The organism is Streptomyces sp. CB01373 (assembly GCF_002803075.1).
Taxonomy (GTDB): domain Bacteria; phylum Actinomycetota; class Actinomycetes; order Streptomycetales; family Streptomycetaceae; genus Streptomyces.
Window position 1 is genome coordinate 1 of record NZ_NNBK01000014.1, and the last position, 13,929, is coordinate 13,929.

Annotated in this window: 14 protein-coding genes and 1 pseudogene; 6 read left to right on the forward strand and 9 right to left on the reverse strand. The window is 72.1% G+C overall.

The genetic code is table 11. The annotated features are described in order from the left end of the window. A pseudogene (locus tag CG719_RS23005) lies at positions 1-241 on the reverse strand (DNA-directed RNA polymerase subunit alpha); the annotation flags it as partial. Positions 242-459: 218 nt separating this feature from the next. On the opposite strand from CG719_RS23005, the gene CG719_RS23010 reads away from it, so the two are divergent. Beyond that, positions 460-681 carry a hypothetical protein gene (locus CG719_RS23010; protein WP_100570769.1) on the forward strand — a complete coding sequence of 74 codons (222 nt, stop codon included), beginning with the start codon at positions 460-462 and terminating at the stop codon, positions 679-681. Between the two features lie 688 nt (positions 682-1,369). Here the strand turns inward: CG719_RS23010 and CG719_RS23020 are convergent. Then, the gene (locus CG719_RS23020; RefSeq protein ID WP_442802744.1) at positions 1,370-1,786 is read right to left on the reverse strand and encodes a DUF5959 family protein; all 417 of its coding nucleotides are present in this window, start codon (positions 1,784-1,786) and stop codon (positions 1,370-1,372) included. Next, positions 1,756-2,352: a dihydrofolate reductase family protein gene (locus tag CG719_RS23025; RefSeq protein WP_100570580.1), complete on the reverse strand. Its 597-nt coding sequence runs from the start codon at positions 2,350-2,352 to the stop codon at positions 1,756-1,758. The genes CG719_RS23020 and CG719_RS23025 overlap by 31 nt, the downstream gene beginning before the upstream one ends. A gap of 331 nt (positions 2,353-2,683) precedes the next feature. Between CG719_RS23025 and CG719_RS23035 the strand changes: the two genes are divergently transcribed. Both CG719_RS23035 and CG719_RS35895 read left to right on the forward strand, forming a co-directional pair. Next, positions 2,684-2,941 (forward strand): CopG family transcriptional regulator, encoded by a 258-nt coding sequence (locus CG719_RS23035; RefSeq protein WP_100570582.1) that lies wholly within the window; start codon positions 2,684-2,686, stop codon positions 2,939-2,941. Then, on the forward strand, positions 2,938-3,351 hold the full coding sequence (locus CG719_RS35895) for a PIN domain-containing protein (protein WP_199836746.1): 414 nt from the start codon (positions 2,938-2,940) through the stop codon (positions 3,349-3,351). The genes CG719_RS23035 and CG719_RS35895 overlap by 4 nt, the downstream gene beginning before the upstream one ends. A gap of 67 nt (positions 3,352-3,418) precedes the next feature. Here CG719_RS35895 and CG719_RS35900 read toward each other — a convergent pair whose 3' ends face one another. From CG719_RS35900 to CG719_RS23055, 3 genes are all read right to left on the reverse strand, one after another. Further along, on the reverse strand, positions 3,419-3,844 hold the full coding sequence (locus tag CG719_RS35900; protein WP_100570771.1) for a DUF6299 family protein: 426 nt from the start codon (positions 3,842-3,844) through the stop codon (positions 3,419-3,421). A gap of 124 nt (positions 3,845-3,968) precedes the next feature. Continuing rightward, positions 3,969-4,373, reverse strand: coding sequence for a RidA family protein (locus CG719_RS23050; protein ID WP_100570584.1), 405 nt, complete (start codon positions 4,371-4,373; stop codon positions 3,969-3,971). Between the two features lie 123 nt (positions 4,374-4,496). Continuing rightward, positions 4,497-5,636, reverse strand: coding sequence for an acyl-CoA dehydrogenase family protein (locus CG719_RS23055; RefSeq protein ID WP_100570585.1), 1,140 nt, complete (start codon positions 5,634-5,636; stop codon positions 4,497-4,499). Between the two features lie 231 nt (positions 5,637-5,867). Between CG719_RS23055 and CG719_RS23060 the strand changes: the two genes are divergently transcribed. Together CG719_RS23060 and CG719_RS23065 are read left to right on the forward strand one after the other, a co-directional pair. Beyond that, positions 5,868-7,514, forward strand: a complete 1,647-nt coding sequence (locus tag CG719_RS23060) for an AMP-binding protein (protein ID WP_100570586.1) — start codon at positions 5,868-5,870, stop codon at positions 7,512-7,514. 123 nt (positions 7,515-7,637) lie between these two features. Beyond that, on the forward strand, positions 7,638-8,459 hold the full coding sequence (locus CG719_RS23065) for a PaaX family transcriptional regulator (protein ID WP_100570587.1): 822 nt from the start codon (positions 7,638-7,640) through the stop codon (positions 8,457-8,459). A gap of 81 nt (positions 8,460-8,540) precedes the next feature. Here CG719_RS23065 and CG719_RS23070 read toward each other — a convergent pair whose 3' ends face one another. Together CG719_RS23070 and CG719_RS23075 are read right to left on the reverse strand one after the other, a co-directional pair. Beyond that, positions 8,541-10,859, reverse strand: coding sequence for a bifunctional salicylyl-CoA 5-hydroxylase/oxidoreductase (locus CG719_RS23070; protein ID WP_100570772.1), 2,319 nt, complete (start codon positions 10,857-10,859; stop codon positions 8,541-8,543). A 17-nt stretch (positions 10,860-10,876) separates the two neighbouring features. Beyond that, positions 10,877-11,704, reverse strand: a complete 828-nt coding sequence (locus CG719_RS23075; protein ID WP_100570588.1) for an enoyl-CoA hydratase family protein — start codon at positions 11,702-11,704, stop codon at positions 10,877-10,879. A 357-nt stretch (positions 11,705-12,061) separates the two neighbouring features. Here CG719_RS23075 and CG719_RS23080 point away from each other — a divergent pair, with 357 nt between their 5' ends. After that, positions 12,062-12,487: an ATP-binding protein gene (locus tag CG719_RS23080; protein WP_234375721.1), complete on the forward strand. Its 426-nt coding sequence runs from the start codon at positions 12,062-12,064 to the stop codon at positions 12,485-12,487. Here CG719_RS23080 and CG719_RS23085 read toward each other — a convergent pair. After that, on the reverse strand, positions 12,447-13,898 hold the full coding sequence (locus CG719_RS23085; protein WP_100570589.1) for an amino acid permease: 1,452 nt from the start codon (positions 13,896-13,898) through the stop codon (positions 12,447-12,449). The genes CG719_RS23080 and CG719_RS23085 overlap by 41 nt on opposite strands. Positions 13,899-13,929: the final 31 nt, after the last annotated feature.

Genomic DNA, 13,929 nt, shown 5'->3' on the forward strand with positions numbered 1-13,929 from the left:
TGATGTTGAGGATGAGGTCGGTGACGTCCTCCTTGACGCCCGGCACGGTGGTGAACTCGTGCAGGACACCGTCGATGCGGATGCTGGTGACAGCGGCACCGGGAATCGACGACAGGAGGGTACGGCGAAGGGAGTTGCCGAGGGTGTAGCCGAAGCCCGGCTCCAGCGGCTCGATCACGAACCGGGAGCGGAACTCATCGACGACCTCTTCGGTCAACGAGGGACGCTGAGCGATCAGCACGGGGTATTGCCTCCAGTGTTTGGCGCCCGCCATGTGACGCCGTAGACACCACGAAGGATACGGGCGGTTCGGCCGCCTGCGAGGCCGAACCGCCCGACCCCGCCCGTCTGCCGACCGGTCGGCGGGCTCAGCTCTCGCCGGAGTGGAGGGCGATGATCAGCTCCTCCTACCGCTGGGTGTCGGCCACCAGCGCGGTTCGTAGGTGCATACTGGGGGCGATGACAAAGCCTGCTGCACCGAAGCGTCATTTGCCCACCAGCCCCTTCAAGGCCCCGGTCGCGCCGCCGCCCAAGCACTTCGCCGTGGGCGACCAGGTCACGCACGACGTGTACGGCCTCGGCCGGGTGATCGGCATCGAGGACGGAATCGCGGCGCTCGTGGATTTCGGCTCGGCGCAAATGCGGATCTTGAGCCCGTACGCCAAGATGACCAAGCTGTAGGACCGCTGTGCCCGGCCACGGCACGCCAGGCCCCGTCAGGGGCCTGCGACCCAAGGGAGACCCCTCATCGATCTGACGTCGCTGTTCTCCGCCCTGGAAGAGCAACCCCGCTGCGCCACTGCAGCATCGCCCCCTCCGACGGCAAACCCCTTCCGGGCGCCGGACTTCGGGGAAGGTGAGATCTTCCTGGCCGAGGATGTACAGGGGCCCGCCTCGGGCATGCGTGGCGCGCGACCCAACGCCGCCTAGCTCCCACGAGTGCGGTGGTTTCGGCAGTCGGCCACAGGTCGTCTGCGGAGCTGTGGTGAGGCGTGCGGCCGGCTGCACACAGCCCGGCACGTTGAAAGGCGCCCGTGTGACACCGAGCGGGCGCGCCGGCCGGGCGGGTGCTCAGCATGGCTGTCAGTCCTGGCCTGCTTGCCGCCGCCCCCTTTCGGGACCGGGATGACGTGACGGAAAGAGGGGCTCGGGTGGGTGACTGGGCTTCTCCTCCCCGTGGAGGTGGAACGGAAGGTTGTCGTCGGTAGGCGTATCGGACAGCCCGGGCCGTCTGTGGGCCGTCGGGAGCCAGTCGATCGACAGCTCACTCACGTGCCGGTGGCTCTGGAGTACGCGTCGCGGACGCAGGCCGGTACGTGGCCGCTGCGGCCCCAGTCAAGTGGTCCAGGACGCTTGCGACGCCGGGGCACTACGAGACGGTTGCGACGGCCTTCTGGACGCGATCCAAGCGCAGCCGGTTCTCCTCCAACCAGTCCGAGGCGACGTCGATCGGCATGCGCACAGCAATCTGCGTCGACGGCGAGTCGTGCACGGTCACCTCCACCGGGTCCTCGGGAACCACTGCCAGCCAGGCACTGCGGCCCCCAGTCGGCCACTCAGCCCCCGCCTCAGCCTCAAGAGCATCGAGACAACGCTCCCACTCGTCCAGATCCTCAAGGGATACCTGGAGGCCGACCCGTCCATTGACGAAGTCGCTCTTCAGGACGATCTCGGCCGCGTAGTACCGCTCTTCGCCCATTGTCAGGGGCTCACATGTCAGGACGACGACCTCGACCTGACATGCGAACAGCTCCTTTAGTCGGTGACGCGCGCATAGGTGAGGAATAGCGCTCCGCTCTTCAAGAGGGCTTGGTCTGTGAGTTCCCAGCGGCGCGGTTCGAAGGTGGACTTATGGGAAAAGAGCGGTATCCCGGCACCGATAGTAAGTGATCCCACCTTGAGGATCAGCTGATCGATCTCGGTGTACAGGGCATTGGCCAGCTCGGCGCCACCGATCAGCCAGATGTCCTTGCCGTCCTCCTGCTTCAGCTCTCGCACCTTCGCCACCGGATCGTCAGCTACCAGTTCGACGGCAGGGTCCGGGCTCTCGGACAGGGTTCGCGAGAAGACGAGATGACGCAGGTGGGGATAGGCGTCGGTGATCCCGGCCGCGAGGCCGATCTGATAGCTGCGTCGCCCTTCGAGGACGGTGTCGAAGCGCGTTCCCTCGGCCGTGACGGACAATGCCGCCCGGGCCGGAGCGGGGAGCGTCTCCGGGTACTCGGTCACGATGTACTGGAGGTAATCGTCAGGGATTGGCCAGAAGCCGTTCGGGCCGGAGGGATCGGCGCCGTCCGGCCCGGCAATGAAACCGTCGAGCGTGGTGGCGATGTAGTAGACGAGCCTGCGCACGGATGGCCTTTCGTCGATTGGCTGCGACGTGCGGCTCGAAGCGACCGTTTCGTGCAGAATTAACGGCCCCCCGATCGCGTGGTGATCATCGCACAGCCTGTTGGGAGATTCCGAAGGTTTCACATCGGGAGCAGAGTTGAGGAAGATCAGAAGTCGTCCGCGCTGGAGGACATCGCGCAGTTCCCGTTGGTGGCCGGCCTGAACGCCTCGCTCGTCCACGAGCACCTGCAACGACGGCCGGTGGAGATCCTCGCCCCCACGCCGAAGCGGCGCCGCTCCGCTCCGTCGTGGGTCTGAGCGCGTTGAGCACACCACGAGTAGGATGAGGGGCATGAGTGAGCCCACCGGCAAGTACTCGATCACCATGCCGCGTGACATCGCCGAAGCCGCCAAGGCCCGCGGTGGCCCCTCGGGACTGTCTGCTTACGTGGCCGCCGCCGTGGCCCGGCAGATCGAGCGCGACAACCTCAACGAACTCATCCAGGTCGCCGAGGCCGAGCACGGTCCCGTCACCGACGAGGAGATCCAGGCGTTGCGCGAACAGCTCCACCGGGCTCGTCGCGAGCAGGGCGGGACGAACGCCGCGTGACGCGTTCCCCCGCCGTTCCCGGCGGCACCCTGGTCCTCGACAGCGAGGGGCTGGCCAAGGCCGTGCTGCGGGACCGTGCCGTCACCGGCTGGCTGGCCCTGGCCCGAGCGGACGATCTCCGGGTGATCACCTCCGCGGCCACCCTGGTCGAGGTGGTCCACCCCCGGATCGGACGCCCGGCGCTGGAGTGGACACTGTCCCGACTCGTCGTCGAACCGGTCACTGAGACCGTCGCCCGCCACGCCGCCGCTCTCCTCACCGACGCCGGCCTGCACGGCCACAAGTACGCCATCGACGCCATGCTCAGCGCCACCGCACTCGCCGCGCCCGGCCCGGTCACGATCCTCACCTCGGACCCCGAGGACCTGACCGCGCTCTGCCGCGGACGGGCCACCGTGATCAAGGTCTGAAAGCGCGAGGGCCTGAACGGGATGCCCAGCACCCGCCGATGCCGGTGCCGGGCAGCCCGGGGCCGGTTCAGTCTGCGACCAGTACCACGTCCCGATGGCGTGTGGCGTGGATGTCGGGCAGGGGCAGGCCGTTGTGGGAGCTCAGTTCGACGAGGGCGGCCTCGACGCGGGCCGGGCCGGGGGTGAGCCGGTTCGGTGTCACCGTGCCGGAGTTGTGCCAGCGGTGGTAGGCGCCGTCGCACACGGCACGCGTGCCGCCGATGCCGTAGCGGGTGGCCGACGGGTCCTGGCTGATGGCGGCGCCGACGAAGACCAGGCCGTTCGCGTCGAAGCAGCGGTAGGTGCCGTATACGGTCACGGTGCCGTCCGCCGACAGGCGGGCCGTCTGGTCGATGGTCAGGTTGGCGTCCGGAGCGGCCGTCGCGGGTGTGCTCAGCGCGAGCACGGCGGCCGCCGCCGCGCCCAGGGCTCCGAGTACGGGACGCAGGGGCATGGAAGAACCTCCCGGGTGGCTGGAGAACACGAGCTTCCACTCGTACCCGGCGTCCTCGGCGGTGGCCGCGATCCTCACTCTTCGGCGGCGCGTGCCCGTCGACCACTTGGCCGACACCGCCCGATCAGCCCTCGCTCAGTACCGCGAAGCCGTCGAGTTCCACCAGGGCGCGCTCGTCCCACAGCCGTACGATCCCGACCACCGCCATCGCGGGGTAGTCACGGCCCGCCAACCGGCGCCATATGCGGCCGAGTTCGGCGGCGCGGGCTCGGTAGGCGGCGACGTCCGTGGTGTACACCGTGACCCGGGCCAGGTCCGACGCGGTGCCGCCGGCCGCCGCCAGCGCGGTCAGCAGGTTGGTCAGCGCCCGCTCGAACTGCTCGGGCAGGGTCTCTCCGACCACCTTGCCGTCGGCGTCCAGCGACGTCTGGCCCGCCAGGAACACCAGCCGTGAGCCGGTGGCGACCACCGCGTGCGAGAAGCCGGTGGGCGGGGACAGGACGGGAGGGTTCACACGGTCGGCGGTCACATGGCCTCCAGGGTCGTACGCGGCTCGGCGGTCACACGGACTCCCACTCCCCAGGCGGGTTCACGCGGTCGGCGGTCACATGACCTCCCGGGTCGTACGCGGCCAGGCGTTCACAAAAGTCGGTCACCGGCCCTCCCCGCGCTCACCCAGCCCCGCGTACAGCTCCTTCGCAATGATTCCCCGCTGCACCTCGCTCGCCCCCTCGTACACCCGGGGGGCGCGCACCTCGCGGTAGAGGTGTTCCAGCAGGTGGCCGCGGTGCAGGGCGCGGGCGCCGTGGAGTTGGACGGCGGTGTCGACGACGTACTGCGCGGTCTCGGTGGCGAGGAGCTTCGCCATGGCGGCGCGGCCGGGAACGCCGGGGGCGCCCTCGTCGTACGCCGTCGCCGCCGCGTACACCATCAGGCGGGCCGCCTCCGTACGCAGGGCCATCTCGGCGACCTGGTGGGCGACCGTCTGGAGGTCTCTCAGCTTGCCGCCGAAGGCGTCCCGGCGGGCGGTGTGGACGAGCGTGGCGTCCAGCGCCGCCTGCGCCATGCCCACGGCGAAGGCGCCGACGCTGGGGCGGAACAGGTTGAGCGTGCCCATGGCCACCCGGAAGCCGCGGTCCCTCTCGCCGATCACGTCCTCGGACGTGACGGGAACGCCGTCGAAGTGGAGCGCGCCGATGGGGTGCGGCGAGAGCATCTCCAGCGCTGTGCCGGTGAGGCCGGGGCGGTCGGCGGGCACCAGGAACGCGGTCACGCCGCGGGAGCCCGCGTCCGGTGCCGTACGGGCGAAGACGGTGTAGAAGTCGGCCTCGGGGGCGTTGGAGATCCAGCACTTCTCGCCGGTGAGCCGCCAGCGGGCGGGGCCGTCCGGGCGGGCCGCCAGCGCCAGTGCCGCCGCGTCCGAGCCCGCGCCCGGCTCGCTCAGGGCGAAGGCGGCGACCGCGCTGCCGTCCGTCACCCTCGGCAGCCAGTGGGCGCGCTGTGCGGGGGTGCCGTGGGCATGGACGGGGTGGGCGCCGAGGCCCTGGAGGGCGAGGGCGGTCTCGGCCTCGGTGCAGGCGTGAGCCAGGGACTCGCGCATCAGGCACAGATCGAGGGCGCCGGAGGTGAACAGGCGTGCCAGCAGGCCGAGTCGGCCCAGTTCGGCGAGGAGCGCGCGGTTGACGTGGCCCGGCTCGCCCTTCTCGGCGAGCGGGCGCAGCCGTTCGGCGGCCAGGACGCGCAACTCGGCGCACCAGGACGCCCGTTCCGGTTCGAGTGAGAATGCGGGCATTCGCCGTCCTCCCTGCCTCCCGACCTCCCGGTCGGCCGATCCGCCGGCCGCCGACCGCTGGCCGCTGGCCGCTGGCCGCCAGCCAACGGTCAACGACCAAAGGCCAGCCGCCAACCCGGCACCGCCCCCGGCCACCCGAGGCGCGATCCACCGTATCGCGTACCGTTGACTGTCGTCACCAACACGATACGCTCCTTGTGCGTGCCCACCACGACAAGGGGGCGAACCGCCATGGACACCGTGGACTCCGGCAGGGGCGGCACCGCGCGGCCGACGGCCTCCGCGCACGTGGACACCTTCACGCGCGACCACCTGCCGCCCCCGGACCAGTGGCCCGAACTCCGCTTCGACCTCCCGGAGCTGCGCTACCCGGACCGGCTCAACTGCGCCGCCGAGCTGCTGGACCGCACAGACGCCGGGCGCCCGGTGTTCCGTACCGCCGCCGGGGAGACGTGGACCTACGGCGACCTGCGCGCCCGCGTCGACCACATCGCGCACGTCCTGACCGGCGACCTCGGTGTGGTCCCCGGCAACCGGGTGCTGCTGCGCGGCCCCACCACCCCCTGGCTGGCGGCCTGCTGGCTGGCCGTGCTCAAGGCGGGCGCGGTCGCCGTCACCGTGCTGGCCCAGCAGCGCCCGCACGAGCTGAGCACGATCTGCGAGATCGCCCGGGTCCGGCACGCGCTGTGCGACATCCGGGCCGTGGACGACCTGGCCAACGCGGGGATACCGGGGCTCGTCGTCACGACGTACGGCGGCGACGGCCCCGACGACCTGTTGCGCCGTGCGGTGCCCGGCACGCCGTACCCGGCCGTGGACACCGCCGCCGACGACGTCGCGCTCATCGCGTTCACCTCGGGCACCACCGGGCGGCCCAAGGGCTGCGTGCACTTCCACCGGGACGTGCTGGCCGTCGCGGACACCTTCTCCCGCCATGTGCTCGGACCACGCGCGGACGACGTGTTCGCGGGCAGTCCCCCGCTCGGCTTCACCTTCGGGCTCGGCGGGCTCGTGGTCTTCCCGATGCGGGCCGGCGCCTGTGCGCTCCTGCTCGAACAGGCCCACCCGCGGCAGCTGTTGCCCGCGATCGCCGAGCACCGGGTGTCCGTGCTGTTCACCGCCCCCACCGCCTACCGCGCGATGCTCGACGAACTCGGCTCGTACGACGTCTCCTCGCTGCGGCGCTGCGTGTCCGCCGGGGAGAACCTGCCCGCGGCCACCTGGCACGCCTGGCGCGAGCAGACCGGAGTGCGCATCGTCAACGGCATCGGCGCCACCGAACTGCTGCACATCTTCATCTCGGCGGCGGACGAGGACATCCGGCCCGGCACGACCGGGTTTCCCGTACCGGGGTGGCACGCGCGCGTGCAGGACGAGCACGGTGAGCCGGTGCCGGACGGAGTGCCGGGGCTGCTTGCCGTCCAGGGTCCGGTCGGCTGCCGCTACCTCACCGACCCCCGGCAGCGCGTGTACGTGCGGGACGGCTGGAACGTCACCGGCGACACCTACGTCCGCGAGCCCGACGGCTACTTCCGCTACGTCGCCCGCGCCGACGACATGATCATCTCGGCCGGGTACAACATCGCCGGTCCGGAGGTCGAGGACGCGCTGCTGCGCCACCCGGACGTGGTGGAGACGGCGGTCGTCGGGCGGCCCGACGAGGACCGCGGGCAGGTCGTGGTCGCCTACGTCGTCCTGCGGCAGGGCGCTCGGCGGGACGCGGAGGCGCTGCGCGCGTACCTCAAGTCGGAGCTGGCTCCGTACAAGTGCCCGCGCGAGATCGTGTTCCTGGACGTGCTGCCGCGCACGGCCACCGGGAAGCTCCAGCGGTTCCGGCTGCGCGCCGACGGGGCCGCCGGTGACACCGCCCAGCGGTGACAGCGCAGACATGACACCACCCGGCGGTGACAGCGCGCACGTGGCACCGCCCGGCGGTGACGGCCCGCAGCGGCCCGGGTGACCAGTCGTGACGGTGACCAGCAGTGATGCCGAAGACCTAAAATGATCAACGTGTCCGAGCAGCAGGCGCTACACGCCCCGAGGTCCCTCATCGTCACGCTCTACGGCGCCTACGGCCGCTTCGCGCCGGGCCCCGTGCCCGTCGCCGAGCTGATCCGGCTGCTGGCCGCCGTCGGGGTGGACGCGCCGTCCGTGCGCTCCTCGGTGTCGCGGCTCAAGCGGCGCGGGCTGCTGTTGCCCGCCCGTACGGCGCAGGGCGCGGCCGGGTACGAACTGTCGGACGAGGCACGGCAGTTGCTCGACGACGGCGACCGCCGCATCTATGCCACGGCGCAGTCCGGGGACGAGGACTGGGTGCTGGCCGTGTTCTCCGTGCCGGAGTCGGAGCGCAACAAGCGGCACGTGCTGCGCTCCCGGCTGGCCGGGCTCGGCTTCGGCACGGCGGCGCCCGGTGTGTGGATCGCTCCGGCCCGTCTGTACGAGGAGACCCGGCACACCCTGCGGCGCCTGGGCCTTGACCCGTACGTCGACTTCTTCCGCGGTGAGCACCTGGGGTTCACCCCGACCGCTCAGGCGGTCGCGCGGTGGTGGGACCTGGCGGCGATCGCCGAGCAGCACGAGGCGTTCCTCGACCGGCACGCGCGCGTGCTGCGCGCCTGGGAGGAGCGTGCGGACACCCCGGCCGAGGAGGCCTATCGCGACTACCTCCTCGCCCTGGACTCCTGGCGCCATCTGCCGTACGCCGACCCGGGCCTGCCCGCGCGGCTGCTGCCCGCCGACTGGCCCGGTGCCCGCTCGGCCGCCGTCTTCCAGGGGCTGCACGAGCGGCTGCGGGACACGGGCGCCGAGTTCGCCGGTCTCTGACGCCGGTCACCTTCCGAGCGTCGGCCTCCGCACGACCGGTTCCGAGCCGCTGCCCCCGGCTCAACCCCCGTTCAACCTCGCTCAACCCCCCAGCCCCAGCCGCGGCTTGGGCGCGTCCGTACGCCCCGTCCGCGGGCGGCGGCTGCCCGCCCGGTAGGGCGCCGGCCAGGGCGCGGCCGGGCCCGTGTAGTCCTGTTCGGCGGCCGCGTGCAGGGTCCAGTGCGGGTCGTACAGATGTGGGCGGGCCAGCGCGCACAGGTCCGTACGACCGGCCAGGATCAGGGAGTTGACGTCGTCCCAGGAGGAGATCGCGCCGACCGAGATCACCGGGACGCCCGCCTCGTGGCGGATGCGGTCGGCGAACGGCGTCTGGTACGAGCGCCCGAACTCGGGGTGCTCGTCCGAGACCACCTGCCCGGTCGACACGTCGATCGCGTCGGCGCCGTGCGCGGCGAAGGCGCGGGCGATCTCCACGGCCTCGGCGGCGGTCGTACCGCCCTCGGCCCAGTCGGTGGCGGAGATCCTTACGGTCATCGGCCGTTCCTCGGGCCACACTCCGCGTACGGCGTCGAAGACCTCCAGCGGGAAGCGCAGCCGCTTGTCCAGTGAGCCGCCGTAGGCGTCGGTGCGCCGGTTGGTCAGCGGGGAGAGGAAGCCGGAGAGCAGATAGCCGTGGGCGCAGTGCAGTTCGAGCAGGTCGAAGCCGGCCCCGGCGGCTCGCCGGGCGGCGGCGGTGAACTGCTCGCGGATGTCGGTGAGCTGGGCCCGGGTGGCCTGGCGCGGGACCTGGCTGTCCGGCCGGTACGGGAGCGGGGAGGCGGCCACCAGCGGCCAGTTGCCCTGCGGCAGCGGCTCGTCCATGCCCGCCCACATGAGCCGGGTCGACCCCTTGCGTCCGCTGTGGCCGAGCTGCACGCCGATCGCGGTGTCCGGGGCCTGCCGGCGCACGAAGCCGGTGATCCGCCGCCAGGCCTCGGCCTGCCGGCCGGTCCACAGGCCGGCGCAGCCCGGGGTGATCCGGCCCTCGGGGCTGACGCAGACCATCTCGGTCATCACCAGTCCGGCGCCGCCGAGCGCCCGGGCGCCCAGGTGGACGAGGTGGAAGTCGCCGGGGACGCCGTCGGTGGCCGAGTACATGTCCATGGGTGAGACGACGACCCGGTTGCGCAGGGTCAGTCCGCGCAGCCGGAACGGGGTGAACATGGGCGGTGTCCCGGGCGGGCAGCCGAACTCGCGCTCCACGGCGTCGGTGAAGCGGGGGTCGCGCAGGCGGAGGTTGCCGTGGGTGACGCGGCGGCTGCGGGTGAGCAGGTTGAAGGCGAACTGGCGGGGCGGCATGCCGAGGTGGCGGTCCAGGTTCTCGAACCACTCCAGGCTGGCCCGGGCCGCGCGCTGGGTGGAGGCGACGACCGGCCTGCGCTCCTCCTCGTAGGCGGTGAGCGCCTCGGGCAGGGACGGCTGTTCGTCCAGGCAGGCGGCGAGGGCGAGGGCGTCCTCGACGGCGAGCTTGGTGCCGGAGCCGATGGAGAAGTGGGCGGTGTGGGCGGCGTCGCCGAGCAGTACGAGGTTGCCGTGCGACCAGCGTTCGGTGACGACCGTGCGGAAGGTGGTCCATGTGGACTTGTTGGAGCGCAGCGGCCGTCCGCCGAGCGCGTCCGCGAAGATCTTGGCGCAGCGCTCGACGGACTCCTGCTCGTCCATGGTGTCGAAGCCGGCCGCGCGCCACACCTCCTCGCGCATCTCGACGATGACCGTCGAGGCGCCATCGTCCCGCGGCCGGGAGGGCCTCGTTGAGGGGTGGTGGTCGGGCGACGGGCGGGAATAGGGGTAGCCGTGAAGTTGTGCCACGCCGTGCTCGGTCTCGGCGATCTCGAAGCGGAAGGCGTCGAGGGCGAAGTCGGCGGCCAGCCAGATGTAGCGGCAGCGGTGGCCGGTCACCCGGGGCCGGAAGACGTGGGCGTAGGCCTCGCGGGTGGCGCTGTGCACGCCGTCGGCGGCGACGACCAGGTCGTACGTCCGTGTCAGCCGCGCGGGGTCCGGTGCCTCGGTGCGGAAGCGCAGGTCGACGCCGAGCGCGCGGCAGCGTTCGTGCAGGATCCGCAGCAGGCGCCGTCTGCCGAGCGCGGCGAAGCCGTGGCCGCCGGAGGTGTGCCGGGTGCCCCGGTGGGCGATGTCGATGTCGTCCCAGCGCACGAACTCCCGGCGCAGTGCCTCGTACACCACCGGGTCGGCGTGTTCGATGCCGCCGAGTGTCTCGTCGGAGAGCACGACGCCGAACCCGAAGGTGTCGTCGGGCGCGTTGCGCTCCCAGACGGTGATCTCACGGGTCGGGTCGAGCCGTTTCAGCAGGGCCGCCGCGTACAGGCCGCCGGGTCCGCCGCCGATGACCGCGACCCTCATGGCACCGGTCACCCCGGTCACCTCCCCCGCCACTTCGGCGGGCGCTTCTCGGTGAAGGCCGCGTGGAACTCGGCGTAGTCCTCGCCGTTCATCAGCAGGGCCTGGGTGGAGGCGTCCAGTTCGACCGCGGCGGACAGGGGCATGTCGAGTTCGGCGGTGAGCAGGGCCTTGGTCTGGGCGTGGGCGAGGGCGGGTCCGTCGGCCAGCCGGCGGGCCAGGGACCGCGCGGCCTCGTCGGCGCTGCCCTCGTCGGTGAGGTGGCTGATCAGGCCGATCCGCTCGGCCTCGGCCGCCCGCACCGGCTCGCCGAGCATCAGCAGCCGGGTGGCGTGGCCGAGCCCGACCACCCGGGGCAGCAGGTAGGCGGCGCCCATGTCGCCGCCGGAGAGGCCGACGCGGGTGAAGAGGAAGGCGAACCGTGCGGTGGGGTCCGCGACCCGGAAGTCCGCCGCCAGGGCGAGGACCGCTCCGGCCCCGGCCGCCACCCCGTGCACGGCGGCGATCACCGGGAACGGGCACTCCCGTACGGCGCGCACGACCTGTCCGGTCATCCGGTTGAAGTCGAGCAGCTCGGACGTGTTCATGCTCAGGGTGGCGCCGATGATCTCGTCCACGTCGCCGCCGGAGCAGAAGCCGCGGCCCTCGCCGGCCAGCACCAGGGCGCGCACGGCACGTTCGCGGGACAGTTCGGCGAGCAGGTCGCGCAGGTCGGCGTAGGCGCCGAAGGTGAGCGCGTTGAGCTTGTCGGGGCGGGCGAGGGTGACCGTGGCGACGCCGTCGGCGCGCTCGACGCGCAGATGGTGCCAGTGGGGGGTGCGGTCGGTGGAGCCGGTGAAGGGACTCATGACGTGGGGCCTCCTCGGGGGACTGCCACGAACCTCTGCCGCGCTGTGCCGGGGCCGTGCCGCGCCGATGAAGCGCCGGGCCTCTGCCGCGCCGGACTCTCCCCGTGAAGTTATCACTCATTGATGACTGTCGTCACGAGTGCGCGATAGATGGGCGTGCGGGGCGCCGCCGGCTCCGGAGCCGAGGCCGCCACAAGATCGCCTGGGCGGCCCCCGTACCATTCCCCTCGTTGAAAGCGGGACAACCTGGTGGCCGCCGCCGGGACGCCCCCCGCCCCGAACGGACCCGCCTTGCCCGAGCACCCTTCAGCCCCGGCCCACCCGTCACCCGACGACCGTCCCTCGCGGAGGCACTTCGTGCCGTCCTCTCCGTCCTGGCGCGTCGCGCTGCCGCACTCGGCGGCCGCCGTGCCGGTGGCGCGCGCCCTGGTACGGACGGCGCTGACGGAGCTGGAGCACACGGCCGACTGCGACACCGCGGAGCTGCTGACCGCGGAGCTGGTCGCGAACGCCGTGGAGCACGCCGTGGGCCGGGGCCCGATAGAGCTGGTGGTGGAGCTGCTGCCGACCGGCTGCCATGTCGAGGTGCACGATCCGGACCCGGACCCGCCCGGCGGCCTGACCCGGCCGGGCCTCGCCGCCCCGGACCCCTGGCAGGAGCACGGGCGCGGCCTGCTGCTGATCCGCGCCCTCAGCTCCGCCTGCGGGCACCGCGTGACCGCCTCGGGCAAGGCGGTGTGGTTCAGGTTGTCCGCGGGTCCGCCCCGGCTGCGCCCTGCGTGACCTCCGCGGCCCCGGCCCGTGCCGCCAGCCGGGAGTGCCGGCGGCCGTAGACGGCGTACACCAGCAGCCCGGCCACGAGGAATCCGGCGAACTGGAGCCAGGTGGTCCAGCCGGTCTCGTACATCAGGTACAGGGAGCAGCCGACGCCGAGCACCGGCAGCACGGGGTAGAGCGGCACCCGGAAGGTGCGGGCGAGGCCCGGCTCGCGGCGGCGCAGCGTGATCACGGCGATGTTGACGACGCCCATGATGGCGAGCGTGCCGATGGTGCACAGGTTGACCACGACGTCCAGCGAGGCGAACGCCGCGGGGATCGCGAAGACCACGCCGACGATCAGGGTGCCGGCGACGGGCACCGAGGTGCGCGGCGAGACCTTCTGCAGGACGGGCGGCACGAGCCCGTCACGCGACATCGACATCAGGATGCGGGACTGGGCGTACGTCACGGTCAGCACCACGGAGGCGATGGCGACGACCGCGCCGAAGGCGATCACGGCGCCGCCGACCGTGGAGCCGGTGACCGTGTTGACGACGTACGACAGTGCCGCGGGCCGGCCGCCGACCTGGTCGCCGCCGATGGCGCCGATCGCGGCGAGCGCGACCGCGCAGTACAGCAGGGTGACCAGGCCGATGCAGACGAGGATGGCGACCGGGATGTCCCGGCGCGGGTTCCTGGCCTCCTCGCCCGCGGTGGTGATCGCGTCGAAGCCGATGTAGGAGAAGAACGCGGCCGTGGTGCCCGCGCCGATGCCGCCGAGGCCGGCCGGCGAGAACGGGGTGAGGTTGCCGTGCTTGAAGGCGGAGAACCCGATGGCGCAGAAGGCGACCAGGATGACGATCTTGAGCACGGCCATCGCAGCGGTCGCCCGGGCACTCTCGCGCACTCCGCGCACCAGCAGCAGGCAGGCCATGGCGATGACGAGGACGGCCGGGAGGTTGACGGCCCCGCCGTCGCCGGGTCCGGCGGAGAGGGCGGCCGGGAGCTGCCATCCGGTGAGGCTGTGCAGCAGCTCGTTGACGTACTGGCTCCAGCCGACGGCGACCGCGGAGATGGAGATGCCGTACTCGAGCAGCAGGCACCAGCCGACCAGGAAGGCGGTGGTCTCGCCGAGGCCCGCGTAGGCGAAGGAGTACGAGGATCCGGAGACGGGGATCGCGCCGCCGAGCTCGGCGAAGGAGAAGGCGGTGAACACGCAGGTGATCGCCGCCAGGACGAAGGAGACGACGACGGCGGGACCGGCCTGGGCGACCGAGTCGGACAGGCCGACGAAGATGCCGGTGCCGACGACCGCGCCGATGCCGAAGCAGACGAGCTGGAACAGGCCCATCGTGCGCTTGAGGCCGTGGCCCGCGCTGTCGGCGCCGGACTCGGCGACGAGGAGGGCCGGGGACTTGATGCGGGGAGCGGACATGCGGGGGTGGTGCTCGTTTCTGGTGGTGCGG